General features: G+C 65.6%; 20 protein-coding genes and 2 rRNA genes. 14 read left to right on the top strand and 8 right to left on the bottom strand.

The window, feature by feature from the left end:
- The first annotated feature begins 108 nt into the window (after positions 1-108).
- The 6 genes from QF050_RS19275 (at position 109) to QF050_RS19250 (ending at position 9,599) form a co-directional block, all read left to right on the top strand.
- Positions 109-3,237 (top strand): 23S ribosomal RNA (locus QF050_RS19275).
- Between the two features lie 169 nt (positions 3,238-3,406).
- A 5S ribosomal RNA gene (gene rrf / locus QF050_RS19270) occupies positions 3,407-3,523 on the top strand.
- Between the two features lie 499 nt (positions 3,524-4,022).
- Entirely contained in the window at positions 4,023-5,339 is a 1,317-nt protein-coding gene (locus QF050_RS19265; RefSeq protein WP_308931875.1) for a hypothetical protein, read from the top strand.
- An 87-nt stretch (positions 5,340-5,426) separates the two neighbouring features.
- The gene (locus QF050_RS19260; RefSeq protein ID WP_308931874.1) at positions 5,427-6,185 is read left to right on the top strand and encodes a 5-oxoprolinase subunit PxpA; all 759 of its coding nucleotides are present in this window, start codon (positions 5,427-5,429) and stop codon (positions 6,183-6,185) included.
- A gap of 2 nt (positions 6,186-6,187) precedes the next feature.
- Positions 6,188-7,858, top strand: a complete 1,671-nt coding sequence (locus tag QF050_RS19255; RefSeq protein ID WP_308931873.1) for a 5-oxoprolinase/urea amidolyase family protein — start codon at positions 6,188-6,190, stop codon at positions 7,856-7,858.
- The gene (locus QF050_RS19250) at positions 7,851-9,599 is read left to right on the top strand and encodes a biotin carboxylase N-terminal domain-containing protein (protein ID WP_308931872.1); all 1,749 of its coding nucleotides are present in this window, start codon (positions 7,851-7,853) and stop codon (positions 9,597-9,599) included. The genes QF050_RS19255 and QF050_RS19250 overlap by 8 nt, the downstream gene beginning before the upstream one ends.
- Positions 9,600-9,606: 7 nt before the next feature.
- Here QF050_RS19250 and QF050_RS19245 read toward each other — a convergent pair whose 3' ends face one another.
- On the bottom strand, positions 9,607-10,590 hold the full coding sequence (locus QF050_RS19245; RefSeq protein WP_308931871.1) for an adenosine deaminase: 984 nt from the start codon (positions 10,588-10,590) through the stop codon (positions 9,607-9,609).
- Positions 10,591-10,659: 69 nt separating this feature from the next.
- Between QF050_RS19245 and QF050_RS19240 the strand changes: the two genes are divergently transcribed.
- The 5 genes from QF050_RS19240 (at position 10,660) to QF050_RS19220 (ending at position 14,798) form a co-directional block, all read left to right on the top strand.
- Complete coding sequence (locus QF050_RS19240; protein WP_308931870.1) at positions 10,660-11,337, top strand: GntR family transcriptional regulator; 678 nt, start codon at positions 10,660-10,662, stop codon at positions 11,335-11,337.
- Between the two features lie 213 nt (positions 11,338-11,550).
- Complete coding sequence (locus tag QF050_RS19235; protein ID WP_308931869.1) at positions 11,551-12,264, top strand: DUF969 domain-containing protein; 714 nt, start codon at positions 11,551-11,553, stop codon at positions 12,262-12,264.
- Positions 12,261-13,232: a DUF979 domain-containing protein gene (locus tag QF050_RS19230; protein ID WP_308931868.1), complete on the top strand. Its 972-nt coding sequence runs from the start codon at positions 12,261-12,263 to the stop codon at positions 13,230-13,232. The genes QF050_RS19235 and QF050_RS19230 overlap by 4 nt, the downstream gene beginning before the upstream one ends.
- Before the next feature lie 39 nt (positions 13,233-13,271).
- Positions 13,272-14,369, top strand: coding sequence for a DUF2891 family protein (locus tag QF050_RS19225; protein WP_308931867.1), 1,098 nt, complete (start codon positions 13,272-13,274; stop codon positions 14,367-14,369).
- A gap of 168 nt (positions 14,370-14,537) precedes the next feature.
- Positions 14,538-14,798, top strand: coding sequence for a hypothetical protein (locus QF050_RS19220; protein WP_308931866.1), 261 nt, complete (start codon positions 14,538-14,540; stop codon positions 14,796-14,798).
- Here QF050_RS19220 and QF050_RS19215 read toward each other — a convergent pair.
- Entirely contained in the window at positions 14,795-15,022 is a 228-nt protein-coding gene (locus QF050_RS19215; RefSeq protein WP_308931865.1) for a PLDc N-terminal domain-containing protein, read from the bottom strand. The two genes, QF050_RS19220 and QF050_RS19215, sit on opposite strands and share 4 nt — an antisense overlap.
- 172 nt (positions 15,023-15,194) lie before the next feature.
- Between QF050_RS19215 and QF050_RS19210 the strand changes: the two genes are divergently transcribed.
- The 3 genes from QF050_RS19210 to ppsA all read left to right on the top strand — a co-directional run bounded on the left by QF050_RS19210 (position 15,195) and on the right by ppsA (position 19,456).
- Positions 15,195-16,004, top strand: a complete 810-nt coding sequence (locus QF050_RS19210; RefSeq protein WP_308931864.1) for a slipin family protein — start codon at positions 15,195-15,197, stop codon at positions 16,002-16,004.
- Positions 16,005-16,075: 71 nt separating this feature from the next.
- A complete protein-coding gene (locus tag QF050_RS19205; protein WP_308931863.1) occupies positions 16,076-16,894 on the top strand; it encodes a pyruvate, water dikinase regulatory protein in 819 nt (272 codons plus the stop codon).
- Between the two features lie 144 nt (positions 16,895-17,038).
- Positions 17,039-19,456, top strand: coding sequence for a phosphoenolpyruvate synthase (gene ppsA, locus QF050_RS19200; protein ID WP_308931862.1), 2,418 nt, complete (start codon positions 17,039-17,041; stop codon positions 19,454-19,456).
- A 40-nt stretch (positions 19,457-19,496) separates the two neighbouring features.
- Here ppsA and QF050_RS19195 read toward each other — a convergent pair whose 3' ends face one another.
- The 6 genes from QF050_RS19195 to QF050_RS19170 form a co-directional block, all read right to left on the bottom strand.
- The gene (locus QF050_RS19195; protein WP_308931861.1) at positions 19,497-20,003 is read right to left on the bottom strand and encodes a DinB family protein; all 507 of its coding nucleotides are present in this window, start codon (positions 20,001-20,003) and stop codon (positions 19,497-19,499) included.
- A gap of 36 nt (positions 20,004-20,039) precedes the next feature.
- A complete protein-coding gene (locus QF050_RS19190) occupies positions 20,040-21,716 on the bottom strand; it encodes an FAD-binding dehydrogenase (RefSeq protein WP_308931860.1) in 1,677 nt (558 codons plus the stop codon).
- A gap of 332 nt (positions 21,717-22,048) precedes the next feature.
- Positions 22,049-23,038, bottom strand: a complete 990-nt coding sequence (locus QF050_RS19185) for a carbohydrate kinase (protein WP_308931859.1) — start codon at positions 23,036-23,038, stop codon at positions 22,049-22,051.
- Positions 23,039-23,083: 45 nt separating this feature from the next.
- Complete coding sequence (locus tag QF050_RS19180; RefSeq protein WP_308931858.1) at positions 23,084-24,139, bottom strand: NAD(P)-dependent alcohol dehydrogenase; 1,056 nt, start codon at positions 24,137-24,139, stop codon at positions 23,084-23,086.
- 64 nt (positions 24,140-24,203) lie between these two features.
- Positions 24,204-25,124, bottom strand: a complete 921-nt coding sequence (locus QF050_RS19175) for a carbohydrate ABC transporter permease (protein WP_374121551.1) — start codon at positions 25,122-25,124, stop codon at positions 24,204-24,206.
- On the bottom strand, positions 25,121-26,089 hold the full coding sequence (locus tag QF050_RS19170; protein ID WP_308931857.1) for a sugar ABC transporter permease: 969 nt from the start codon (positions 26,087-26,089) through the stop codon (positions 25,121-25,123). Before QF050_RS19170 ends, QF050_RS19175 begins: the two co-directional genes overlap by 4 nt.
- Positions 26,090-26,095: the final 6 nt, after the last annotated feature.

Below are 26,095 nucleotides of genomic sequence, written 5' to 3'. Positions count from 1 at the left end.
GCATCTTGTATAAGAAGCAATTTCCAAGAATATGAACCTGGATCTGGCCGCATCTTTGGGTGTGGACGGTTTTCATGGTTCTCTCGAGAAATTTTTTTTGATCTTTGTGGTCAAGTTTTTAAGAGCACACGGTGGATGCCTTGGCATTAGGAGCCGAAGAAGGACGTAGGAATCTGCGATAAGCCTGGGGGAGTCGATAACCGGACTGTGATCCCAGGGTGTCCGAATGGGGAAACCCCGCCAAGCGCGCGAGTGACTTGGTGACCCGTACCTGAACACATAGGGTGCGTGGGGGGAACGCGGGGAAGTGAAACATCTCAGTACCCGCAGGAAGAGAAAACAATAGTGATTCCGTTAGTAGTGGCGAGCGAACGCGGATCAGGCTAAACCGTTCCATGTGTGATAGCCGGCGGGCGTTGCATGGTCGGGGTTGTGGGACTTTCCATACCAGTTCTGCCGGGCTGGTGGGGTGTGATGTGCGCGCATAGGTGAACGGTTTTGAAAGGCCGGCCAGAGAGGGTGTTAGTCCCGTAACCGTAATGTGTTTGTGCCGCCTGTGAGAGTATCCCAAGTAGTACGGGGCCCGAGAAATCCCGTGCGAATCTGTCAGGACCACCTGATAAGCCTAAATACTCCCTAATGACCGATAGCGGACCAGTACCGTGAGGGAAAGGTGAAAAGTACCCCGGGAGGGGAGTGAAACAGTACCTGAAACCGTGTGCTTACAATCCGTCGGAGCCAGTCTGATTCTGGTGACGGCGTGCCTTTTGAAGAATGAGCCTGCGAGTTAGTGTTACGTCGCGAGGTTAACCCGTGTGGGGCAGCCGTAGCGAAAGCGAGTCTGAATAGGGCGTTGCAGTGGCGTGATCTAGACCCGAAGCGAAGTGATCTACCCATGGCCAGGTTGAAGCGACGGTAAGACGTCGTGGAGGACCGAACCCACTTCAGTTGAAAATGGAGGGGATGAGCTGTGGGTAGGGGTGAAAGGCCAATCAAACTTCGTGATAGCTGGTTCTCCCCGAAATGCATTTAGGTGCAGCGTTGCGTGTTTCTTGCTGGAGGTAGAGCTACTGGATGGCTAATGGGCCCTACAAGGTTACTGACGTCAGCCAAACTCCGAATGCCGGTAAGTGAGAGCGCAGCAGTGAGACTGTGGGGGATAAGCTTCATAGTCGAGAGGGAAACAGCCCAGACCACCAACTAAGGCCCCTAAGCGTGTGCTAAGTGGGAAAGGATGTGGAGTTGCGAAGACAACCAGGAGGTTGGCTTAGAAGCAGCCACCCTTAAAAGAGTGCGTAATAGCTCACTGGTCAAGTGATTCCGCGCCGACAATGTAGCGGGGCTCAAGTACACCGCCGAAGTTGTGGCATTCAGACATGTACTAAGCCTTCGTGGTTCAGGTGTTTGGATGGGTAGGGGAGCGTCGTGTGGGCGGTGAAGTCGCGGTGTAAACCAGTGGTGGAGCCTACACGAGTGAGAATGCAGGCATGAGTAGCGAAAGACGGGTGAGAAACCCGTCCGCCGAATGATCAAGGGTTCCAGGGTCAAGCTAATCTGCCCTGGGTAAGTCGGGACCTAAGGCGAGGCCGACAGGCGTAGTCGATGGACAACGGGTTGATATTCCCGTACCGGCGAAAAACCGTCCATGTTGAACAGGGGATACTAACCGCCCGAGACCTGCCTGACACCCCTTGTGGGTGGAGGGTTTTGGTGGAGCGCGGGACCTGATCCTGGGAGGCAAGCGTATTAACAGGTGTGACGCAGGAAGGTAGCCGAGCCGGGCGATGGTTGTCCCGGTCTAAGGATGTAGGGCGAGTGGTAGGCAAATCCGCCACTCATGGTGCCTGAGATCTGATGGGACCCCCGTTTGGGGGGATTTGGTGATCCTATGCTGCCGAGAAAAGCATCGACGCGAGGTTTTAGCCGCCCGTACCCCAAACCGACACAGGTGATCAGGTAGAGAATACTAAGGCGATCGAGAGAATTATGGTTAAGGAACTCGGCAAAATGCCCCCGTAACTTCGGGAGAAGGGGGGCCCCAACCTTGAACGGTACTAGCGACCGGGAGGGGATCGGGGCCGCAGAGACCAGGGGGAAGCGACTGTTTACTAAAAACACAGGTCCGTGCGAAGTCGCAAGACGATGTATACGGACTGACTCCTGCCCGGTGCTGGAAGGTTAAGAGGACCGGTTAGCCGTAAGGCGAAGCTGAGAATTTAAGCCCCAGTAAACGGCGGTGGTAACTATAACCATCCTAAGGTAGCGAAATTCCTTGTCGGGTAAGTTCCGACCTGCACGAATGGAGTAACGACTTCCCCGCTGTCTCAACCATAAACTCGGCGAAATTGCAGTACGAGTAAAGATGCTCGTTACGCGCAGCAGGACGGAAAGACCCCGAGACCTTTACTATAGTTTGGTATTGGTGTTCGGAGTGGCTTGTGTAGGATAGGTGGGAGACGTTGAAGCCCGGACGCCAGTTCGGGTGGAGTCATCGTTGAAATACCACTCTGGTCACTTTGGACATCTAACTTCGGCCCGTAATCCGGGTCAGGGACAGTGCCTGATGGGTAGTTTAACTGGGGCGGTTGCCTCCTAAAAAGTAACGGAGGCGCCCAAAGGTTCCCTCAGCCTGGTTGGCAATCAGGTGTCGAGTGTAAGTGCACAAGGGAGCTTGACTGTGAGAGAGACATCTCGAGCAGGGACGAAAGTCGGGACTAGTGATCCGGCGGTACATTGTGGAATGGCCGTCGCTCAACGGATAAAAGGTACCTCGGGGATAACAGGCTGATCTTGCCCAAGAGTCCATATCGACGGCATGGTTTGGCACCTCGATGTCGGCTCGTCGCATCCTGGGGCTGGAGTAGGTCCCAAGGGTTGGGCTGTTCGCCCATTAAAGCGGTACGCGAGCTGGGTTTAGAACGTCGTGAGACAGTTCGGTCCCTATCCGCTGCGCGCGCAGGAAATTTGAGAAGGGCTGTCCTTAGTACGAGAGGACCGGGACGGACGAACCTCTGGTGTGTCAGTTGTACTGCCAAGTGCACCGCTGATTAGCTACGTTCGGATGGGATAACCGCTGAAAGCATCTAAGCGGGAAGCTCGCTTCGAGATGAGATTTCCATACACCCTCGGGTGTGAGAGGCCCCCAGCCAGACCACTGGGTTGATAGGCCGGATGTGGAAGCGAGGACTAACGACTCGTGAAGCTGACCGGTACTAATAGGCCAACAACTTACACCACACAGATACATACAACATCTGCTTGCGTCCACTATGTGGTTCCCAACCAACAACCCCCACCCGGGGTTTCATGGTCCAGGAACCAAACACAACCGAATAAACACAACACCACAATGTTGTAACCACAGTTTTCCCACACCACCCCAGGGGTTGGTGACGGGTACAAGGGTTACGGCGGTCATAGCGTGGGGGAAACGCCCGGTCCCATTCCGAACCCGGAAGCTAAGACCCACAGCGCCGATGGTACTGCACCCGGGAGGGTGTGGGAGAGTAGGACACCGCCGGACAATCATTGGTCGAGGCCCCAACCACACGGTTGGGGCCTCCCACATTTAAAACACCACCAACGCAGACTGGGAAACGGCCCGCTCGAAATCCCGGGATTCCAGAGCCCTGCTAATTTAGGTCAGCGCCTGCTGCTCCACCCGTCTGGCGGCGACAGTGACCGAGTGGGACAATGTGGTCATCCGTCGAATAGGGGGGGCCATCATGGCCGGCCTTGGTGTTCTTCGACTTGGTCGCTACTCCTGGGCATCCATACCCCGGCTCTTGGCGGTTCTAGTCGTACTCGCAATTGGTGTGCTGTTCGCTCCACCCGCCCTAGCAGTCGACTACGGATATGACGTTTCGTGGCCGCAGTGTCCGGGCGGTCTTCCGTTGCCGCCGGAAGATACAGGGTTCGTGGTTGTGGGGTTGACGCACGGACTCGCCTTCACCGAGAACCCCTGCCTAAGTGGGCAGTTCCAGTGGGTGCTCGACCATGGTGTCCGGGCTCAGGCCTACACCATGGCTACGTTCCCTACCGCTGCGCAATACGACACCTATGGCGACGACGGACCCTATTCAACAACCACCAGGCCAGACCGTCTGCGCAACGTCGGATACGCCGAGGGCCGCGCGGCTCTCGCCTCTCTCAACACGGTGGGATGGCGGCCGGAGAGAATCTGGGTGGACGTCGAGCCCCGCCCGCAACAGCCCTGGCCCAGCTCGACAGCAGCCGACCGGCAGGAGAACCAGTACGTCATCTCCGGACTCCTGGCTGCACTGACCAACGCCGGGTTCCCGCACGGCATCTACTCGTATTCAAGCGCTTGGGAAGCCATCACCGGATCGTGGCAGCTTCCCGAGGAACCAGTCTGGTCACCCGCAGGGCGCCTCGACTTCGCCAGTGAAGCATCCGACCTCTGCGTGAACCGCAGCTTCTCCGGCGGCACCGTCCACATCGCCCAATGGACCGACGGCACCTACGACCACGACATGACGTGCATCGGGGTGTACCAGGCCCACGTCGCGACGATCGGCTGGCAGTCGAGCGTCTCTGATGGCGCCACCGCGGGTACGACCGGCAGGTCACTGCCGTTGGAGGCGTTGCGCCTGTCCGTGGCAGGAGACCGCCTGTCGGGCGACATTCTGTGGAGGGGGCAGGTGCAAGACATTGGCTGGCAGCCATGGACGACGTCGGCGTCCCCGATTGGGACGACCGGCCTCGGTCTGCGATTGGAGGCGTTCGAGCTGCGGTTGACGGGGGATCTGGCCTCGCATTACAGCATCAGGTATCGCGCCCACGTGCAGAACGTCGGCTGGCAGCCGTACGTGCTTGACGGAGCCACTGCCGGCACCGTCGGGCAAGCTCTCCGGATGGAGGCAGTTACGATCGAGTTGGTTCCGAAGGTTGCGCCGGCATTCACCGCTGTGTACGCCGCCCACGTTCAGAACCTCGGCTGGATGGCCAACGTTTCGGACGGGACCGTCGCCGGGACCACAGGTCTGGCCCTTCGGATGGAGGCGTTGCGCCTCAATGTGTCCAGCACGGTCTATAGCGGCGACATCCAGTGGCGCGGGCATGTGCAAAACATTGGCTGGCAGCCGTGGACAACGTCGGCCAATCCCATCGGTACGGTCGGGCAGGGGCTGCGTTTGGAGGCGTTTGAAATCAGGCTGACCGGTGAGATGGCCAACCATTACAGCATCTACTACCGGGCTCACGTGCAAGATTTCGGCTGGCAATCGTGGGTCGCTGACGGAGGAACGGCAGGTACGGTGGGTATGGGCAAACGGATCGAGGCCGTGCAGATTCTCCTTGCGCCAAGGGCCGGCGGCTAGTCCAGCGGCGATGACGATGCAGGATTGTTGAACAATCTGAGTTTTTAGGGCATTCTTGGAGTACCACCAATCCGAGACGGAGATCACATGCCCAGCATCGACCTGAACAGCGACGTCGGCGAATCGTTTGGAAACTGGTCCTTCGGCGATGACGCCGCCATTTTCGAGAGTGTTTCCAGCGCCAACGTAGCCTGCGGCTTCCACGCGGGCGACCCCGTGGGCATCATGGCCACCTGCCTGGCTGCCGCGAAGGCCGGCGTCACCGTCGGCGCGCACCCCGGCTACCGGGACCTGGCCGGATTCGGCCGCCGGTTCGTGGACATGACCCCGGCGGAACTGACCGCTGACGTGGTCTACCAGATCGGCGCCGTCCAGGCCGTGGCCCTCGCGGCCGGCACCGCGGTCCGCTACGTCAAACCCCACGGCGCGCTCTACAACACCATCGTCAACCATCCCCGGCAGGCCGGCGCCGTGGTGGCCGCCATCCTCGCCGTGGACCCCACCCTTCCCCTCATGGTCCTGCCGAATTCGGAGATCCAGCGCCAGGCCGACGCCGCGGGACTGCGCACGGTCCCGGAGGCTTTTGCCGACCGCGCCTACAACCCTGACGGCACCCTCGTCTCCCGGCGCGAACCCGGCGCCGTGCTGCACGAGGTGAAGGACGTCGTCGAGCACGTCCTGCGCCTGGCCAACGACGGCGTGGTCCGCGCTGTGGACGGATCGCTGGTCCCGGTCAAAGCAGAAAGCATTTGCCTGCACGGCGACACAGCCGGCGCCGTGGCGATGGCCGCTGCCGTCCGCGCCGCCTTGGCGGATGCCGGAATTACCATCCAAAGCTTCGCCTAGCCATGGCCGCCACACAACAGCCGCCGGCCACGGCGGCATCGGCTGCGGTGCTGACCGGAATCAGGGCCGCCGGCGACCGGGCAATCCTGGTTGAACTCTCCTCCCTGGACGCGGTGCTCAGCCTCCAGTCTCAGCTCACCGCACATCCGCAGCCGGGCCAGGTGGACGTCATCGCCGCCGCAGGAACCATCCTTGTTACCGCCGATTCGCCCCACGCCCTGCAGGATTTGGCGGCGCATGTCCGCAGCCTTGACCTTGAAGCGCCCGCGGAGACTGAGAGCACCTTGGTCACCATCGAGGCGGTGTATGACGGCGACGACCTCGACGAGGCCGCGGCGCTCACCGGCCTTGGCCGCGAAGGGGTGGTGGCAGCCCACACGGGCCAGCTGTGGACCGCTGCCTTCGCTGGATTCGCCCCGGGCTTCGCCTACCTCACCGGCGAGAACTCCACCCTGGACGTCCCGCGCCGGCGTTCCCCGCGAACTGCCGTGCCCGCCGGGGCAGTGGCCCTGGGTGGACCCTACTCGGCAATCTATCCGCGGCAATCGCCGGGCGGCTGGCAACTGATCGGCCGGACCGAGGCCGCACTGTGGGACCTGGGCCGGGAGAGCCCGGCCCTCATCCGCCCCGGCGACACCGTCCGCTTCGCCGCCGTCCGGGCCCAGGCCACGGTGACCCGGCTGCAGGAGGCGAGCGGAACCACCGCCGGCCAGGCGCCGGTGGAGGAACATGCCGCTGCGGGCTTGGCAGTCCGCAAGCCAGGCCTGCAGGCCACCATCCAGGATCTGGGTCGGCCAGGCTACGCTTCCTTGGGCGTGAGCAGCTCCGGGGCCATGGACCGCGGTGCCCTGCGCCGTGCCAACCGCCTGGTGGGCAACCCTGAAGGGGATGCGGGAATCGAAATCCTCTTCGGCGGCCTGGAACTCGAGGCCCTCACCGACCAGGTCGTGGCCCTCACGGGCGCCAGAGTGCCGCTGGAGGTCACGCCATCAGAGGACACGAAACAGCGGACGACGGCGGTCCGGCGCCCGGTGTGCGACGCCCCCTTCGCGCTGCTGGCAGGAGAGCGGCTCACCGTGGGAACTCCTACCGCAGGGCTTCGCGCCTACCTGGGTGTCCGCGGCGGCATCGCCGGCCCGGCCGCACTGGGCAGCCGCTCCACCGACACCATGTCCGGACTGGGCCCTGAACCACTTCAGGCAGGGACCATACTCTCCGTGGGAACCCCCAACGCGGGCAGCGTCGTGGGCAACCCCGAAATTTCACCCCTCCCGGACAAGAACCAGGCCACAGAGCTCCGGGTGGTTCCCGGCCCGCGGCAGGACTGGTTCAACGGCGAAACGCTGCACAACTTCCTGTCCCAGGAGTGGACTGTCAGTCCCAAGTCCAACCGGATCGGCCTGCGCCTGGACGGCCAGGCACTCAGCCGCGGCAGGGAGGGCGAACTGGCCAGCGAAGGCACTGTCCGCGGCGCCGTGCAGGTCCCCCCTGAAGGCAAGCCGGTCCTCTTCCTGTCCGATCATCCGGTGACGGGCGGGTACCCGGTGATCGCCGTCGTCGTCCACGCTGACCTGGACAAAGCCGCCCAACTTCCCCCGGGGGCATCGGTGCGGTTCACCGCAGCTTCCCCGGCAGAACAGCCCGAAACACCTAAGGAAACCTTCCATGCGTAAAGTCCTCATTGCCAACCGCGGCGAAATCGCCGTCCGGATCGCCAGGGCCTGCGACGATGCAGGGCTGGAAAGCGTGGCAGTCTACGCCGATCCGGATGCCGATGCGCTGCACGTCTCGGCCGCCACCGAGGCCTACTCGCTGGCTGGCTCCAGGCCGCAGGAAACCTACCTGGATATGGGGAAGATCCTGGCGATCGCGGCCAAAAGCGGTGCCGACGCCGTCCACCCCGGATACGGCTTCCTGTCCGAGAATGCCGGGTTCGCCCAGGCCGTGATCGACGCGGGGCTGACCTGGATCGGGCCCTCGCCTGACACCATCCGGCTGCTGGGCGACAAGGTCAGCGCCCGCGAAGTGGCTGTCCGCGCCGGCGCCCCGCTGGCACCCGGCAGCGACGGCCCGGTGGCCAGCGCCGCCGAAGTCCGCGCCTTCGCTGAACAAGTGGGCCTTCCGGTGGCCATCAAAGCTGCCTTCGGTGGTGGCGGACGCGGACTGAAAGTGGTCAGGAACCTGGCCGACATTGAGGAAAGCTTCGACTCCGCCGTGCGCGAATCGCAGGCAGCCTTCGGCCGCAGCGAGTGCTACGTGGAGAAGTTCCTGGACCGCCCCCGCCACGTGGAGGCCCAGGTCATCGCTGACACGCATGGCAATGTGGTGGTGGTTGGCACCCGGGACTGCTCACTGCAGCGGCGCCACCAGAAACTCGTTGAGGAAGCGCCCGCACCCTTCCTCACCCCTGAGCAGCGGGCTGCGATCCACGCTTCGGCCAAGGCCATTTGCCGGGAGGCCGGATACGTGGGTGCCGGCACGGTGGAATACCTGCTGGACGGCTCCGGTTTCCTGAGCTTCCTGGAGGTCAACACCCGGCTCCAGGTGGAGCACCCCATCACGGAGGAAACCTCCGGCGTGGACCTGGTGGCCGCCCAACTGTCCATCGCGGCGGGGGAGAGGCTCCCCATCCTTGAAGACCCCGAGCCCCGCGGCCACGCGTTCGAATTCCGGATCAACGCCGAGGACCCGGGCCGCGGCTTCCTGCCATCGCCGGGCACTGTCGACTCGTTCGACGTGCCCACCGGGCCGGGGATCCGGCTGGACACCGGCGTTCGTGCCGGGTCCACGGTGCCGGGTCAGTTCGATTCGCTGCTCGCCAAGCTGGTGGTGACCGGCGCGGACCGTCAGCAGGCCCTCCGGCGCGCCCGCCGCGCCCTGCGCGATTTCCGCATCGGCGGGCTGGCAACCGTCCTGCCGTTCCACCGCGCCGTTGTGGAGGCCCCCGACTTCACCGGCACCGATTCCCTGGACGTTTACACCACGTGGATCGAGAGCGGATTCGCCGCCGAACTGGAGGCGGACCCCGCGTTCAGTCCCGCCGCGCCCGAGGAACCGCGCCGGACCATCGGCATCGAGGTGGACGGCAAGCGGATGGAGCTGGGACTTCCCAAGGCGCTGCTGGATTCGCTGCTCGACGGCGGTGGCCGGCGCGGTGCCGGCGCTCCGGACCGTGACGCGGAACCCCAAGCGGAGAAGAACGACGGCGACCTGCTGGCCACGATGGCCGGCACCGTGGTCAAGTGGCTGGCTGAGCCCGGGGCCAGCGTCGCGGAAGGGGAAACGGTGCTGGTGCTCGAAGCAATGAAGATGGAAACGGCCGTCGCCGCCCACCGTGCCGGCACCCTGGGGGAGCAGTTCGCGGCGGCGGGGGACCCCGTCGCGCCCGGCCAGGTGCTCGCCACCATTTCCTGAGCGCACCTCACGAGGGCATGCGCGCGAACACGCGGCACACTGCCAGGCTGAACCAGAGCTGGAGGTCGTGGAACCTGTCCCGGAGCAGGTGGCCGGTGAAGAGCCCGGATGGTTCCTGGTGTGCGGCCAGCCACTCGCGCGCCCGGTCGGTTTTTTCCGATCGAAGGCCTGGACGGATGATGCTGATGGCGTCGAGGGCGGAAACCAGGTCCGTCATCCAGAAGGGAAAGCTGAATTCGGTCCAGTCGGAGACACGGCCCTTATCCGGATAGGCGTCCGGCTCGAAGAAGCGGCCCGCCAGCAATTCCGCAGCCTTCTGTGCGGGGGCGCCTGCGCGGTGCCTGGGATGGGCCGCATACGCCCTGAGCACCACCCCGGTGATCAGATGTGAGAACGGCTGCGCCGGATCGCCGGTGATGGTCTGCGGCTCCTCGAGCGCGTCGAGATTCCTCCCCCGGGTGCGGAGCGGAAGGGCCCAGCCACCGTCGTCCTGCCGCGACGCGTCAAGCCAGCTGAACGCGCGTTCCACGCGGGGGTCGTCGCCGTACCCCGCTTTGACCAGCAGCCCGATGAGGGCCGCCGTGTAGTTGGGAGACACCTGGTTGCCGTAAATCCCTCGAAGATCACCTTGGGCCGACTGTTGTGAGAGCACATAGGCGGCGGCCGCGGCGAGAGCCGGGTGCCGGTTCGTCAGCCCGAACATCTCCACGAGGAACCCGAGTTGCCGGTAGGTCTCCAGCAGGTCGTAGTCCATGATGGCCCGGGGGCGTCTTCCCGGATACGCCCACGACCCGTCGGCCGCCTGGCGCCGCAGGATCCGGCGCGGGATCGGAAGGTCCCAGAGGGCCTCATCGGGTGCCCCCGCCGGGGCGGGTGGCAGCCCTGCCGGGCCGGGGAGGAGGTCCCTGACTGCCCAGGAGTGCACGGCAGGGTGCCCGCTGGACAGCAGCGGGGCGATCGGGTCGAACCGGAGGCCGTCCAGCCACGTCATGGTCACCATGATGGCGGAATTCGTCCGGTGCGGACAGGGCGCCGGTGTCAGGGCCGATATCGTGGTGGCATGACGTTTGACGAGGTACTGGCCGATCTCCAAGCCCAGGCCAGGACCACAAAGCACGCCGAAACGGGCCTCTGGGTGGCCGCCCAGCTCCGCAGCCGCATCGCCGCCGGCCAGCTCAAGCCCGGTTCCAAGCTCGCCGAGGAAGCCCTCCGCGAAGCCCTCGGCGTGTCCCGGAATACCCTGCGGGAGGCATTCGCGGCCCTGCATTCGGAACATATCGTCACCCGCATTCCCAACCGCGGCGTGTTCGTCGCGCACCCCACGGCGGACGACATCCGCGAAATCTACCGTGTGCGCCGCTTTCTTGAGCCCTCGGCGGTGCTGTGGTCCGGCACGGTCTCCACGGAACCCCTGGCGGCGATCGTCAAGGCGGCCAGGGCCGCCGCTGCTGACGGCGACATTCCGGGCATGGCAGGCGCCAACCAGGACTTCCACCGCGCCATCGTGGACCGCGCCGGCAGCGAACGCCTGAACAACCTCATGGACCAGGTGCTGGCCGAAATGCGGCTGGTGTTCCACTCCATGGCCGCCAATCCCGCCTTCCACGAACCCTACGTGGAGGACAACGCGAAGATCGTGGAGCTCCTGGAGGCCGGGGAACTTGCCGCGGCAGCGGATTTCCTGGCCGACTACCTGGAGCGCGCCGAAACGCAGCTGCTGGCCGCCGTCGGCCGCTGAACCAAAGCCCCCTCGAAGAAGGGGGTTGCGGGATTGTTGAACAAAAAGCTATGCTTTAGATCACACCGTTGTTCTGCAGCTCACTTAACCCTGCAGCGCCAACGTGACAGGGGCTCCCGCCCCTCGGCGCCGTCACCCCCAATTGACCAACCCATGGACGCGCCGGCCCCCACTTTCGCAGACCCGTCACGGGTCCCCTGGGAAGGGATAATCATGCTTGTACTCATCGGGGTGCTGCTGGTGATCGTTGGCTTCGCCATCCGGCTGAACCCCCTGATCGTCGTCACCGTCGCCGGCATCGTCACCGCACTGCTGGGCGGGATGAACCCCGCGCAGATCCTTGACTCGTTTGGCACCGGCTTCGCCAGCAGCCGCTCGGTCACCATCTTCGTGGCGGTGCTGCCGGTTGTGGGCATCATCGAGTTCTTCGGGCTGCAGGAGCAAGCCAAGGTGCTCATCGGCAGGCTGGCCAAGCTGACGGCGGGGCGCGTCCTGATCGGCTACCTGGCCGTCCGCCAGATCACCGCCGCCGTGGGCCTGAACAGCATCGGCGGCCATGCCCAGACCGTCCGTCCGCTGGTATTCCCCATGGCTGAGGGTGCAGCGCTGCGCCGCTACGGGCACGTGCCGGAAAAGATCAGCGAGAAGATCAAGGGCCACTCCGCCGCTGCGGACAACGTGGGCGTGTTCTTCGGCGAAGACGTGTTCGTGGCCGTCGGCTCCATCCTGCTGATCACCACGTTCGTGGACACCACCTACCATCTGCACCTTGAACCGCTCCAGTTGGCCCTGTGGGCCATCCCCACCGCCATCGCGGCCTTCCTCATCCACGGCTTCCGGCTGCTGCGCCTGGATAAGCAGCTGGACAAGGAATACCGCGAGTTCGAGCTCACCGCCGAGAAGGAATCCGCAGGAGAAGCCAAATGATCAACGTTGAAGCCGTCTACTGGCTGATCGGCATTCTGTTCGTCGCCTGGGCATCGTTAATTGCCGCCGACACCAACCACCCCCGCCGTTGGGGCAGCTCCGCCTTCTGGGGCCTGCTGGGCCTGTGCTTCTTCTACAGCACCTGGGTCCAGGCCGGCACTGCACCCGGCTGGATCCTGGGCATCGCCGTCCTGGTCCTGGTGGTGCTGGCCTCCACCGGACTTCTGGGCCACGGCAAGCACCGCACCTCCACGGGCCCGGAGCGGGAGGCCTACGCCAAGCGCTTCGGCAACAAGCTCTTCATCCCGGCCCTGACGCTGCCCCTGGTCACCGTGATCCTGGTGCTCGCAGCGCCCGTGCTGGTGATCGGCGGCGCCCCGCTGCTGGATCCGAAGAACACCACGCTGGTAGCCCTGGCCATCGGAGCCGTGGCCGCCGTCGTCGTCGCCCTGGTGATCCTCAAGCCGAAGAACCCGGCCACGCCCATCTTCGAAAGCCGCCGGATCCTCGAATCCATCGGCTGGGCGGCGCTGCTGCCGCAGATGCTCACCACGCTGGGCATCCTCTTCACCAAGGCCGGCGTCGGCACCGCGGTGGGCACCCTGGCGTCCGGGCTGCTTCCGAAGGGCTCACTGATCGCCGGTGTGCTGGTGTACTGCATCGGCATGTTCCTCTTCACCGTGCTGATGGGCAACGGCTTCGCGGCTTTCCCCATCATGACGGCCGCGATCGGCTGGCCCGTGTTGGTGCAGGGATTCCACGGCGACCCTGCCATCATCTTCGCGATCGGCATGCTGGCCGGGTTCTGCGGCACGCTCTGCACACCCATGGCCGCCAACTTCAACCTGGTGCCCTCCGCGCTGCTGGAAATGAAGAACAAGTACGGCGTGATCACGGCGCAGGTGGGCACAGCCATCCCGTTGCTGGCGGTCAACATTGTGCTGATGTACTTCCTGGCCTTCCACTAACCCCTTCCTTTCCGTGATTTTGGCTTTCAAAGGAGCATGATGGACAACGATCTCCGCGCTCAGGCGGCACCGGACTACGCTGCGGTGGTGCTTGGCAACCTGCACGAGCCCTTCCCGCATTCGGCGCACCACACCCAGGTCTCCGCCGACGACCGCCCCACCCCGGAACAGATCCACCCCGCGTTCTACACGTCCTTTGACTGGCACTCCTGCGTGCACATGCACTGGCTGGGGGCCAGTTTGCTGGGGGCTGCCGCCGGGTCACCTTCTGCCGGGGTTGCTCCGGAGGGGGCGTCCGACGGCGGGACGGCGGCTTGGGTGGACAGCTCCACCGCCGCGTCGCTGCGGGAAGCGCTGGGCGCCAACCTGACTCCGGCCAAGCTGGCGGTGGAACGGGACTACCTGCTGGCCAACCCGTCCTGGGAACGTCCGTATGGCTGGGCGTGGCTGATGCGGCTTGCCGCCACATGTTCCGCGTCCTCCGATGCGGAGATTCGTGAATGGGGCGCCGCCTTGGATCCACTGGTGGATGCGGTGGCGCAGCTCAGCGAGGCATGGATGGCCAAGGCCCAGTACCCCGTCCGGCACGGGCTGCACACCAACGCGGCCTTCGGCGTGGGCTACATGCTCGACGCTTTCCGGTCCTTGGGCCGCGATGACGCTGCGAAGGCATGCGAGGAGGCGGCCCGCACCTGGTTCGGGAATGACCGCGGCTGGCCGGGCGACTGGGAGCTCAGCGGCCAGGACTTCCTCTCCGCCGGCCTCAGCGAGGCGGACTTGATGCGCCGTGTCCTGACCGCCGACGAGTTCGCAGACTGGTTCGGAGCGTTCCTGCCGGGCCTTTCCACGGAGTCGCGGATCCTGCAGCCGGTGAGCGTGACGGATGAGACCGACGGCTACCTGGTGCACCTGCACGGGCTGAACCTGACCCGCGCCGGCCAGGTGGCACGGATCATCGCCGCGCTTCGTGGCTCCGCCGCTCCGGAGGCTTCCGCAGCTTCCGCTGTGTTGGGCGCGGCATTGGATCCGCTCCTGAAGGCCGGGCTGTCCGGGCTGGAAAGCGGGGACTTTATGTCCACGCACTGGCTGGCCAGTTTCGCCTGGGACGCGCTGGGGTCGGTCGCTGCGCTGGACTGACGGTTCACGGGGACGCTGGATCAGTCACACTCCGTCCGCAGCCTCCGGGCTGTGCATCCGGGCGTTACGCCGCGCTAATCTTGCTGCACCACGTGCCGAGCGCGTGACCTGGGAGCAGCGGGCAGGGTTGTAATGAGCTGACCGTCCGCCCGAGCCCGGAGGAAACCGATGCGCCAGCACGTCAGCACCTGCCTGTCAGACCCCGCAGTGGCAGGGGAAACCGCCATAATCAGTCCTAGGAGGAAACGGACCAGGCACCCCCGGCTTGCGGTGGGGGACCGGGTCAGTTTCGCCGAGGGAACCCTTGCCGGCACGGGAGTCGTGGACGCCGTGACGTCCGATTATTCGATCATCTGGGTGTGGACGGATGAAGGCCAGGGCCGCCGGATGTTCCTGCAGGGCTACGGAAGTATCGTCTCGGCGACTTAGGTTCGACGGCGGACATCGGGCCGCCGGGGACGGCCGGCCACGAGCCACGCGACTCCTCCTGCCACGCTTCCGAAGACGAGGAGCAGCAGCCAGGTGTCCCTGCTGAAGGTTCGTATGTCCCGTTCATCTGTCTGGCTGAAGTCGACCAGGCTGTAGCCCCAGATGGCCACGCAGGGGATGAGGACCAGCCAGGGTAACCACCAGGCGGCGCCTGTCGTATTCATACTTCAGTATGCTCCGGATTTGCCGGCCCAGCGGCGGCCGCGGACGTTTACCCGGGGGCGTAACCGCAGCCGGGGCTCCCTCCCGCCTTTAGTGGGACAATGAAGGCAAGGACACCTGTCACGGCGCCGGCCTGGCGACGGCACGTCCCGCCATTTATAGGAGGGGATCCTGATGGACCCCACCACCGTCATTGTTATCGTCCTCGTCATCCTGCTGCTCATCGTCGCGAAGATGTCCATCCGGATCGTGCGCCAATACGAGAAGGGCGTGCTGTTCCGGCTTGGCAGGGTCATCGGTGTCAGGGACCCTGGCCTGCGGCTGATCATCCCGGTCATCGACCGGCTGCCTCTGGTCAGCCTCCGGATCGTGACCATGCCCATCCAGTCCCAAGGCATCATTACGCAGGACAACGTGAGCGTCGATGTCTCTGCGGTGGCCTACTATCGCGTGGTGGACGCCGTAAAGTCCGTCATCGCGATCGAGAACGTGGCCGCGGCCATCGACCAGATCGCCCAGACCACGTTGCGGAAAGTCGTTGGCCGCCACACCTTGGACCAGACCCTGTCCGAGACCGAGCGGATCAACGTGGATATCCGCGAAATCCTCGACGTACTCACCGTCGAGTGGGGTGTGGAAGTCACCTTGGTGGAGCTGAAGGACATCCAACTGCCTGAAAGCATGAAGCGTGCCATGGCCCGCCAGGCTGAAGCCGAACGTGAAAAGAGGGCGAAGATCATCGCCGCAGAAGGCGAGGCCATCGCAGCAACAGCCCTGGGCGACGCCTCCGACACCATGATGGCGCACCCGCTGGCGTTGCAGCTCCGCAACCTGCAGTCCCTGGTGGAAATCGGCGTCGACAAGAACACCACGGTGGTCTTCCCCGCCCCGCTCATGAGCACCATCGGTGAACTCTCCGCCTTCCTGGCCCGCGAGAACCAGGCAGCATCCACCGGGGGCAAGTCGCCCATCAAAGCGGCGTGACCGGGGCCGGGACCCACAGCCGGCAAAGGGCATCGCCCGTCCAGTCCTGGCCGGGCGATAAGGTCATAGGCATGACCACTGCTGCTCAACGCCCTGTCTATTTCCTGTCGGACAGTACGGGCATCACCGCGGAAACTCTGGGCAACACGTTGCTGACCCAGTTCCCGGTGGCCGACTTTGACCGCGTCACCATCCCCTTCATCACCACAGCCGAGCAGGCCCGCGCCGTGGTGCGCACCATCGACGGCCTTGCCGCAACCGGCCCCCGGCCCCTGGTCTTCTCCACTGCGGTGAGCAGCGAAATCCGGCAGATCCTGGCCGGCTGCAAGGGCGTCATCGTGGACCTGATCGGCACGCACGTGGGCGTGCTGGAACAGGCACTTGGCGCGGCGGCCAGCGGCGAGCCCGGCAGGGCGCACGGCCTGGGGAACGCTGCGCGGTACCAGTCCCGGATGGCTGCCGTGGAGTATGCGATGGAGCACGACGACGGCCAGAGCCTGCGTGCCCTGGAAAAGGCGCAGGTGATCCTGGTGGCGCCGTCCCGGTGCGGCAAGACCCCCACCACCATGTACCTGGCCCTCCAGCACGGGATCTTCGCTGCCAACTTTCCGCTGGTGGACGAGGACTTCCAGCGGGACGGGCTGCCCAAGCCGCTGCAGCCCTTCGTGTCCAAGTGTTTCGGCCTGTCCTCCAACCCGCTGCGCCTGAGCCAGATCCGGACAGAGCGGCGGCCCAGCTCGCCCTACGCGTCCTTGCGGCAGTGCGGCTTTGAGCTGCGCAGCGCGGAACAACTGTACGTATCCCACCGGATCCCTTACCTGAACTCGGCCACCGTGTCCGTGGAGGAAATGGCGGCCACCATCCTGCAGCGGATGAACCTCAAGCACTAGCAACAATTCACAAACGTGGCGTGGCGCACATCATGTGGAAAGTGCGCGGCAGACCTGCCACTGTTGACAAGGTTTTTCTTCCGGCCGGCACTACCGTGGGCGGCCAGCAACGCCTAAGCCACCCTCTGCAAAGGAGCAGCAATCATGACCACAGACGTTCTTTGGTTCTCTGAACTTGGACTTAAGGACCTGGACAAGGTGGGCGGCAAGAACGCCTCCCTGGGCGAGATGGTGCAGAACCTGACGTCCGCCGGCGTCCAGGTTCCGGATGGTTTCGCCACCACAGCGGACGCGTACCGCCGGTTCCTGTCCGATTCCGGCCTGGACCAGAAGATCGCCGACCGGCTCGTCGGCTTGGACACGGATGACGTGACGGCGCTGGCGGCTGCCGGCCAGGAGATCCGGTCCCTGGTCCGCGAAACGCCGTTCCTGGCGGATTTCGAGGCGCAGGTCCGCGAGGCGTACCAGCAACTCGTGGACAAGCACGCCGGCTCCCAGGACCTTTCCTGGGCGGTGCGTTCCAGCGCCACGGCGGAAGACCTTCCCGATGCCTCCTTCGCCGGGCAGCAGGAGACCTTCCTGAACGTTCGCGGCATCGAGAACATCCTGCAGGCCATCAAGGATGTCTTCGCCTCGCTCTACAACGACCGCGCCATCGCCTACCGTGTGCACCACAAGTTCGAGCACGCCGAGGTGGCACTTTCCGCGGGCATCCAGCGCATGGTGCGTTCCGACGTCGGCGCTTCCGGCGTCATGTTCACCATGGACACCGAGTCCGGCTTCCAGGACGCCGTGTTCGTCACCTCCTCCTACGGGCTGGGTGAAGCGGTGGTGCAGGGGGCCGTGAACCCTGACGAGTTCTACGTCTACAAGCCCGCCTTGGAAGCAGGCCGCCCCGCGATCCTGAAGCGGGGCCTGGGCGAGAAGGCCCTCCAGATGACCTACACCAACAACAGCGAGATCGGCCGCACCATTGATTTCGTGCCGGTGGAGGCTTCGCAGCGCGCGCGGTTCAGCCTCACGGACGACGACGTCGAGCAGCTGGCGCGCCACGCCGTCGCCATTGAGAAGCATTACGGCCGTCCGATGGACATTGAGTGGGGCAAGGACGGCATTGACGGCGGCCTGTACATCCTGCAGGCCCGCCCCGAAACCGTGCAGTCCCGCCGCGCCCCCGGCAGCCAGAGCCGCTTCCGCCTGAACGCCACCGGCCCGGTGCTGGTGGAAGGCCGCGCCATCGGCCAGCGGATCGGCGCCGGGAAGGTCCGGATCCTCACCGCGATCGACCAGATGGCCTCGTTCCAGAGCGGCGACGTGCTGGTGGCGGACATGACCGACCCCGACTGGGAACCGATCATGAAGCGTGCCTCCGCCATCGTCACCAACCGCGGCGGACGCACCTGCCACGCGGCCATCATCGCCCGCGAATTGGGGATTCCCGCCGTCGTCGGTACCGGCAACGCCACTGACTCGCTGGCCGACGGCCAGGAGGTCACCGTGTCCTGCGCCGACGGCGAGACCGGCACCATCTACCAGGGCCTGCTGGACTTCAGCGTCGAGGAAACCGGGGTCACCCAGCTGCCCGAGGCGCCGGTGAAGGTCATGATGAACGTGGGCACCCCGGAGCAGGCGTTCACTTTCGCGCAGCTGCCCAACCACGGCGTGGGCCTGGCCCGGCTGGAGTTCATCATCAACCGGCAGATCGGCATCCACCCCAAGGCGCTGCTGAACCTGGACAGCCAGCCGGAGGATGTGGCCGCCGAAATCCGCGGGCGAATCGCCGCCTACAGCGGCCCCCGGGACTACTACATCAAGCGCCTGGCCGAGGGCGTGGCCACCATCGCCGCGGCGTTTGCGCCGGAACCGGTGATCGTCCGGATGTCCGACTTCAAGTCCAACGAGTACGCCAACCTGATCGGCGGCCCGGCGTACGAGCCGCACGAGGAGAACCCGATGATCGGGTTCCGCGGCGCGTCCCGCTACCTGGAGCCGTCCTTCCGGGACTGCTTCGACCTTGAATGTGAGGCCCTGTCCTTCGTCCGCAACGAGATGGGCCTGACCAACGTCAAGCTCATGATCCCGTTCGTGCGGACCCTGGACGAGGCACGGGGCGTAATCGACCTGCTCGCTGAGAACGGCCTGCGCCGCGGCGAAAACGGGCTTGAAGTGATCATGATGTGCGAACTGCCCTCCAACGCGTTGCTCGCCGACGAGTTCCTGGAGTACTTCGACGGCTTCTCCATCGGCTCGAACGACATGACCCAGCTGACCCTGGGCCTGGACCGTGACTCGGCGATCGTGGCCAACAGCTTCGATGAGCGGGACGCGGCCGTGAAGAAGCTGCTCAGCATGGCCATCAAAGCCTGCCGGGCCCATGGCAAGTACGTGGGCATCTGCGGCCAGGGCCCCAGCGACCACCCGGACTTCGCTGAATGGCTGGTGAAGGAAGGCGTCAATTCCGTCTCCCTGAACCCGGACACCGTGGTGGACACCTGGCTGCGGCTCGCAGGGGCAGCCGGCGACTCGTCCGCGGACGCAGTGGCTGCCGCCGTCGGCGCCTGACCAGACCGCCGAAAGGTCCAAGGGCGGTTCCGTCACGGTGTTAAAGCCGTGACGGAACCGCCAGGACCTGCTCGCGCAGGATGTCCGCGTGGCCGCAGTGCTGGGCCAGTTCACGCAGCATGTGCAGGTAGACCCAACGCAGTGGAAGCGGGCCGCGCCGGTTGCCGGTGACCACATCGTCCAGGCCCAGCCGGGCTGCGGCGGCCCGGGAGGCGGCGCACGCCTCGCGGTGGGCTGACCGGACGGAGGCGACCGTGTCGGCATCGTCAAGGATGAACGATTCGTCCGGGGTGGCCGGAATGCCGATCTCACTGCGCGGGCGGCCCGTGACGGCTTCGTCGAACCAGACCTTCTCCACGAAGGTGGCGTGCTTCACCAGCCCCAGCAGCGTGGTGCGGGAAGGCACCAGCCGGCGTCTGGCCTGCTCTTCGGTCAGGCTTTCAAGGCAGTCGTTGAGGGCTGCCCGGTGTTCGTCCAGGAAGAACTCGAACTGGGCACGCAGCGGCTCGGAAATCACGTCGTCCATGGAACGGGGGAGGATGGCCATACGCCGACCCTAGCAAGCCGGCACGGGACGCAGCGGCTACAACGCCCGGGCCAGCGAACGCCCCACAGTCCTGCCGGTGAAAATGCAGCCGCCCAGGAAAGTGCCCTCAAGGGCGTTGTAACCGTGGGCGCCGCCACCGCCGAACCCGGCGGCCTCCCCGGCGGCGTAGAGGCCGGGAACGGGGCGGCCGTCCTGACCGAGTGCCTGTCCGGACAAATTGGTCTGGATGCCGCCAAGAGTCTTTCGGGTGACAACATACAGCCGCACGGCTATCAACGGACCGGCCTTCGTGTCCAGGATCCGGTGCGGCTTCACCGTCCGGAAGATCCTGTCACCCAGGTAGCGGCGGCTGTTGCGGATGCCCGCCACCTGGATGTCCTTGGAGTAGGGGTTCCTGATCTCGGCGTCGCGCTCCTCGATCTGCCGCCGCAGCAGCCCAAACTCCAGCAGTGGCTCGGACGTGAGCCCGTTCATTCCGCGCACCAAGTCCGGGAGGTTGTCCGCCACCACAAAGTCCGGGCCGTGCTCCTTGAACGCCTCGATGGGGCCGGAGGCGCCGCGGCCCAGCCGGGTCTTCAGCAGCAGCTTAAGGTCCCGGTTGGTGATATCAGGGTTCTGTTCGGAGCCGGAAAGGGCAAACTCCTTTTCGATGATCCGCTGGTTGAGGATGAACCAGGAATGGTCGTACTGCTGAATGTCCGGGGTGGTCCGCAACAGGCGGAGGGTGCCCAGCGTGTCGTAGCCGGGCAGGCCGGGGGAGGGGAGCCGCCGGCCCAGCGCATCAAACCACAGCGAGGACGGGCCCGGCAGGATCCGGATGGCGTGGTCCGGCCAGATGGGGTTCCAGTTCTGGATTCCCTCGGTGTAGTGCCACATCCGGTCCCGGTTCACCAGCCGGACCCCGGACCCGTCGGCAATGTCCAGCATCCGCCCGTCCACGTGCTGCGGCACCCCGGTGACCATCTTCCGCGGCGGCGTTCCCAGCCGGTGCGGCCACCAGCGCCGCACCTGCTCATGGTTGCCGCCGATCCCGCCGGAGGCGATCACCACGGCCTGCGCCCGCAGCTCAAACTCCCCAACAACGTCCCGGTTGGAGGACACTCCACGCGGCGACGCATCAGGTGCCAGCACCGCGCCCCGCACCCCGGTGACCGCACCGTCGTCGTACGTTAAACCGTCCACCCGGTGCCGGAAGAAGAACTTGACGCTGCCCGTCGCAGCTGCCTCCCGCGCCTTGTCCGCGAACGGTTCGGAGACCCCGGTGCCGGTGCCCCACGGGACGTGGAAGCGGGGGACCGAGTTGCCGTGGCCGCCCGCCCTCCCGTCGCCGCGCTCGGCCCAACCCACCAGGGGCGTGAACCGGATTCCCTGTTCCTGCAACCAGGCGCGCTTGTCGCCGGCAGCGAACTCAACGTAGGCGCGGCCCCATTGCCGGGCCCACTCGTCCTCAGGGTGCGGTCCGGAAAACCGGTCCCACTGCGCCGAACCCTGCCAGTCCTGCCACGCCAGCTCGACGGAATCCTTCACGCCCAGCCGACGCTGCATAGGAGTGTCCACCAGGAAAAGCCCGCCCAGCGACCAGAACGCCTGGCCGCCCAGGTTGGCCTGGTTCTCCTGGTCCACGATGGCTACGCGCTTGCCGACCCGGACCAGCTCGTTGCCGGCCACCAGCCCGGCCAGCCCTCCGCCGATGATGATGACGTCCGCGTCCATGCGTCCCTGCCCAGGTTCGAAAGCTGCTGTGATTACTGGCCAAGCTATCGCACGTTGTGGCCCATGCTCCGGTTTCCGTGCCCGGCGCGCAGCTGCCGCTTGCCGCCTGCGTGTCACACTGGCCCGGTTTTCAGGGGGAAACGGCCGCGGGAGCGCGGATTCTTGGCGTTTCGCTGCGAAAACTGGGCCAGTCTGTGCGCCTGACGTCACGCGGGACAGGCTTTCACGGCAACAGACGACGGCGAGCCCCGTGTTTCCGGGGTTTGGTCCCCGCGGGTGGGTTCAAAGTCTGCTCTGCGTGACGCGGGTGCGTCCGGAAGCAGACGTCCGCGTCAGGCTGGAAGGGGAGGTGGCAGGGGGCCCAGCTCCACCGTTCGAGGCGGGTTGGCGCCGGCGCGGGAGCAGGTGATGGCCGCCGCCCGGTTCGCATAGCCGGCCAGGACGTGCAGCTCGGTGGCCGTGAGGGCCGCCAGCCGGGGGCGGGCGCCGGCTCCCAGGAGGTTCAGCTGCGCGAGACCCGAGATGAGGGCGGCCATGAAGGAGTCGCCCGCCCCCACGGTATCGGCCACGTCGATGCTTTCCCCCGGCAGGTCCACGCGGCCCTGCCTGTTCAGGAGCACTGGTCCCTCAGCACCGCGGGTGAGGGCCACCAGCGCCGGGCCGAGCTCCAGCCAGGCAGCCAGCGACTCGTCGGGAGTGCGGTCCGGATAGAGCCAGCGCAGGTCCTCGTCGCTTGCCTTGACGAGGTCGCTCGCGGCGGCGAACTCCTCAGCCTGTTTGCAGGCCGCGGCAACGTCGGGACTGATGCCGGGCCTGCAATTGGGGTCGTAACTGACGGTGGCACTGTCCCGGGCCGCCTCCACCAGGGCAAAGGTGGCGTGGTTGCCCGGGGAAAGCGAGGTGGCAATGGAACCGGTGTGGATGTGCGCGGAGGCTTCCACGGCGGCCAGGGCGGGAAGCGACGCGCCGTTGATGTCCCACGTGATGTCGAAGGCGTAGGTTGCTGCGCCGTCCGGGCCCAGCGCCGCCGTTGCCGTGGACGTGGGTGCGGCGCCGCCCAGCACCGGCCTGACGCCGTTGGCCTGCAGGTGCTGATCGATGATCCGCCCGCACGCGTCGTCGTCGTAATGCGTCACCAGGCTTGTGGAAAGGCCCAGCCGGGCAGTTCCCACTGCCACGTTCAGCGGGCTGCCGCCGGGGTGGGCCTTCCGGCCGGCGGTTCCCCGGCGCGGGTCATCGATGATGTCCACGAGGGACTCGCCGATCACGGTGACCAGGGGACCGCCGTCCGCGACGTCCCTGGTGGTGGAGGGTGTTGGCATGGCTGCTTCCTTGCAGTGTGTCTTGGTGGGGTTATGGTGCTGTGGTCAGCGGCCCGGGTAGACCACGGCCTTGAGCTGGCCGGGCTGCTTTCCCGCCTTGAGCGCCTCTTCGGATTCGGCCAACCCGAACTTCCCGGTGACCAGGACGTCCAGGTCCACCTTGCCGTCGGCGAGGAGCTGGATGGCCAGCGGCCAGGTGTTCGTGTAGCGGAAAACCCCGGAGAGCCAGATTTCCCGGTTCTGGATGTATGAGACGGGAAGCTCGACGTCGTCGGCCCCCAGCCCCACCAGGATCACCCTGCCAGCCGGTGCCACGGCCTTGACCCCGGAACGGACCGCCAGCGGTGCGCCGGACGCATCAATGAAAGCGTCGACGTCGAGCCCCTCCACGCTGTCCGTCCTGGCGTTCAGCGCGTGGGTGGCCCCGTGTTCCAGGGCAAAAGCCAGCCGGTCCTCGGCGATGTCACTGATGTAGATCTCCGTGGCGCCAAACGCCCGGGCGGCCTGGGCGGCGATGATCCCGATGGGGCCCGCGCCGGCGATCAACACCCGGCTGCCGGGCCGGATTTCCGCGCGCTCGCAAGCCCACAGGCCCACGGAAAGCGGTTCAATCAGGGCGGCCGCCTCATCGCTGACGCTGTCCGGAATGTCGTAGGCAAAGTCGGACTGGATAGTGACGTACTCGGCGAACGCGCCGTCCACGGGTGGGGTGGCGTAGAACTCGATGTCCGGGCACAGGTTGTACCGGCCGGCCTTGCACTGCTTGCAGGTGCGGCAGGGCCGCTGCGGTTCCACGGCGACGCGGCTGCCGATGCGGGCCGGGCCAACGGAGCTTCCGACGGCGGCGATCCGGCCGGAGAGCTCGTGGCCCAGGATCAGCGGGTGGTCCACCACGTACGGGCCGATCCGGCCGTGCTCATAGTAGTGGACGTCGCTGCCGCAGACACCGACGGCGGCGACCTGCACCAGGACCTGGTCCGCGTCCAGCTGCGGGAGGGGGAGGGATTCCATGGTCATGTCGCCCTGGCTCTTCAGGACGGCGGCGCGCATGGTGGCCGGCAGGTCGGCGGTGGGGGCGGGAGACTGGGCGGTGGTGGTCATAGCAGGATCCTTTGCTGAGTGCGAGGGGTGTTTGGCTGGTGGGCCGGCTTTTTCGCTGCGCCGGCTACTTCACTGCGCCCAGGGAGAGGCCCTGGACGAGTTTGTCCTGCGCGGCGAAGCCGGCGAACAGCACCGGCAGGGAAATGACGACGGCGGCCGCGCAGACTTTGGCGAGGAAGAGGCCTTGGCCCGAGACGAAGCCTGTGAGGAAGACGGGCGCCGTGCCTGCCACCACCCCGGTGAGGACGCGGGCCAGGAGCAGTTCGTTCCAGCTGAAGATGAAGCAGATCAGTGCGGTGGCGGCGATCCCGGGCATGGCCACCGGGGCGATGACCTTGCGGAGGATGAGCAGGAGGTTGGCGCCGTCGATCTGGGCCGCCTCCAGCATTTCCTCCGGGACCTCGGCGAGGAAGGACCGCATCATCCAGACCGCAATGGGCAGGTTCATCGACGTGTACATCAGGATCAGGAACCAGATGTTGTCCAGGGCACCGACGGTGCGGGCGAACAGGTAGAGCGGCAGGATCGCCGCCACCACGGGCATCATCTTGGTGGACAGGAAGAAGAACATCACGTCCGTCCACTTCTTCACGGGCCGGATGGAGAGTGCATACGCCGCCGGGATGGCCAGGACCAGCACCAGCGCCGTGGACAGGATGGAAGCGGTGGCGGAGTTGATCAGGGACGGCCAGGGGCTGACGCCGGAGGTTTCGCCGAAGAATTCCCGGTACGCGTCCAGGGTCAGGTTCGCGGCCACCGACGGCGGGTTGGTGGCTGCGTCAGTCTCCGAGTGGAAGGAGGTCAGGATCATCCACACGACCGGGGACGCGAACAGCAGTGCCAGGAGCCAGGCCGCAAGCCCGGCAGCGGTGTTGTTGCGGGTGGGGTCCATCCGGGACTTGCCGCGGCGGGCATTGGGGGCGGTAGCGGGAACAGCCGTGGCTGTTGCGTTGCCCCGGGGCGCGGCGGGAGTGAGGGTGCTCATCGTGCTGCCTCCTTCTTGAAGAGCGAAAAGACGGTGCGGAGTGCGAACGTGGCCACGATGATGGTGCCGATGACCACCACCACACCGGCCGCGGAGGCCAGGCCGTATTCGTTCGCGTAGTAGAAGGTCTGGTAAATGGCGTAGGGCAGGTTGGCGGTGCCCAGGCCGCCGGCGGTGAGGGTGAAGACGGAGTCGAAGTTCTGCACGATGTAGATGGCACCCAGCAGGCCGCCGAGTTCCAGGTACTGGCGCAGGTGCGGCAGGGTCAGGTGCCGGAAGATCGCCCAGGGGGTGGCCCCGTCCATCTGGGCAGCTTCCACGGTGTCCATGGGCCGGGACTGCAGGCCGGCGAGCAGGATGAGCATCATGAACGGCGTCCACTGCCACACCAGGGAGACGACGACGGCGGCCAAGGGTGCCTGGGACAGCAGGTCCAGTTGCGGTGCGGGGCTGCTGCCGAAGAGGGACCAGACCCAGGTGAGGATCCCGTTGACCAGCCCGTAGGCGGGGTTCAGGAGGGCATGCTTCCAGATCAGGGCGGCGGCAACGGGGACCACCAGGAAAGGCGCGATCAGCAGGGTGCGTGCCAGTCCGCGGCCAATGAACTTCTTGTCCAGCAGCAGCGCAAGGCCCAGCCCGATGAGCAGGCTGGCCAGGACCACGGAGACGGTGAGGAGGATGGTGGTGAAGATGGCCTGGCGCAGGTCGGGGTCGGTAAGGACCGTGACGTAGTTTTCCAGGCCGGCGAAGGCGGTCTTGCCGGGGCTCAGGCTGTTCCAGCTCAGGAACGAGATGAACAGGGTCACCACGAACGGGAGCTGGGTGACGACGATAAGGAAGACGAGGGCGGGGAGCAGCGGTGCGCGGCGTGCCCAGGCCAGGGCACGTTCACGCGACCTGGCGCTGCGTGCGGGTTTGGCTGCGGTGTGTCCCGGCCGGGAGATACGCGCCGTTGCGGTAGTCATGGGATT

The organism is Arthrobacter sp. SLBN-112 (genome assembly GCF_030944625.1).
Lineage (GTDB): Bacteria > Actinomycetota > Actinomycetes > Actinomycetales > Micrococcaceae > Arthrobacter.
This window is presented reverse-complemented; position numbering and strand designations above follow the sequence as displayed.

What these genes read in the sequence shown, in the direction of transcription:
- QF050_RS19205 (WP_308931863.1), top strand. Translation starts at nt 16,076, where the DNA reads ATGACCACTGCTGCTCAACGCCCTGTCTATTTCCTGTCGGACAGTACG.
- QF050_RS19180 (WP_308931858.1), bottom strand. Translation starts at nt 24,139, where the DNA reads ATGACCACCACCGCCCAGTCTCCCGCCCCCACCGCCGACCTGCCGGCC.
- QF050_RS19260 (WP_308931874.1), top strand. Translation starts at nt 5,427, where the DNA reads ATGCCCAGCATCGACCTGAACAGCGACGTCGGCGAATCGTTTGGAAAC.
- QF050_RS19240 (WP_308931870.1), top strand. Translation starts at nt 10,660, where the DNA reads ATGACGTTTGACGAGGTACTGGCCGATCTCCAAGCCCAGGCCAGGACC.
- QF050_RS19230 (WP_308931868.1), top strand. Translation starts at nt 12,261, where the DNA reads ATGATCAACGTTGAAGCCGTCTACTGGCTGATCGGCATTCTGTTCGTC.
- QF050_RS19255 (WP_308931873.1), top strand. Translation starts at nt 6,188, where the DNA reads ATGGCCGCCACACAACAGCCGCCGGCCACGGCGGCATCGGCTGCGGTG.
- QF050_RS19225 (WP_308931867.1), top strand. Translation starts at nt 13,272, where the DNA reads ATGGACAACGATCTCCGCGCTCAGGCGGCACCGGACTACGCTGCGGTG.
- QF050_RS19195 (WP_308931861.1), bottom strand. Translation starts at nt 20,003, where the DNA reads ATGGCCATCCTCCCCCGTTCCATGGACGACGTGATTTCCGAGCCGCTG.
- QF050_RS19220 (WP_308931866.1), top strand. Translation starts at nt 14,538, where the DNA reads ATGCGCCAGCACGTCAGCACCTGCCTGTCAGACCCCGCAGTGGCAGGG.
- ppsA (WP_308931862.1), top strand. Translation starts at nt 17,039, where the DNA reads ATGACCACAGACGTTCTTTGGTTCTCTGAACTTGGACTTAAGGACCTG.
- QF050_RS19175 (WP_374121551.1), bottom strand. Translation starts at nt 25,124, where the DNA reads ATGAGCACCCTCACTCCCGCCGCGCCCCGGGGCAACGCAACAGCCACG.
- QF050_RS19245 (WP_308931871.1), bottom strand. Translation starts at nt 10,590, where the DNA reads ATGACGTGGCTGGACGGCCTCCGGTTCGACCCGATCGCCCCGCTGCTG.
- QF050_RS19170 (WP_308931857.1), bottom strand. Translation starts at nt 26,089, where the DNA reads ATGACTACCGCAACGGCGCGTATCTCCCGGCCGGGACACACCGCAGCC.
- QF050_RS19235 (WP_308931869.1), top strand. Translation starts at nt 11,551, where the DNA reads ATGCTTGTACTCATCGGGGTGCTGCTGGTGATCGTTGGCTTCGCCATC.
- QF050_RS19190 (WP_308931860.1), bottom strand. Translation starts at nt 21,716, where the DNA reads ATGGACGCGGACGTCATCATCATCGGCGGAGGGCTGGCCGGGCTGGTG.
- QF050_RS19265 (WP_308931875.1), top strand. Translation starts at nt 4,023, where the DNA reads ATGGCTACGTTCCCTACCGCTGCGCAATACGACACCTATGGCGACGAC.
- QF050_RS19215 (WP_308931865.1), bottom strand. Translation starts at nt 15,022, where the DNA reads ATGAATACGACAGGCGCCGCCTGGTGGTTACCCTGGCTGGTCCTCATC.
- QF050_RS19210 (WP_308931864.1), top strand. Translation starts at nt 15,195, where the DNA reads ATGGACCCCACCACCGTCATTGTTATCGTCCTCGTCATCCTGCTGCTC.
- QF050_RS19185 (WP_308931859.1), bottom strand. Translation starts at nt 23,038, where the DNA reads ATGCCAACACCCTCCACCACCAGGGACGTCGCGGACGGCGGTCCCCTG.
- QF050_RS19250 (WP_308931872.1), top strand. Translation starts at nt 7,851, where the DNA reads ATGCGTAAAGTCCTCATTGCCAACCGCGGCGAAATCGCCGTCCGGATC.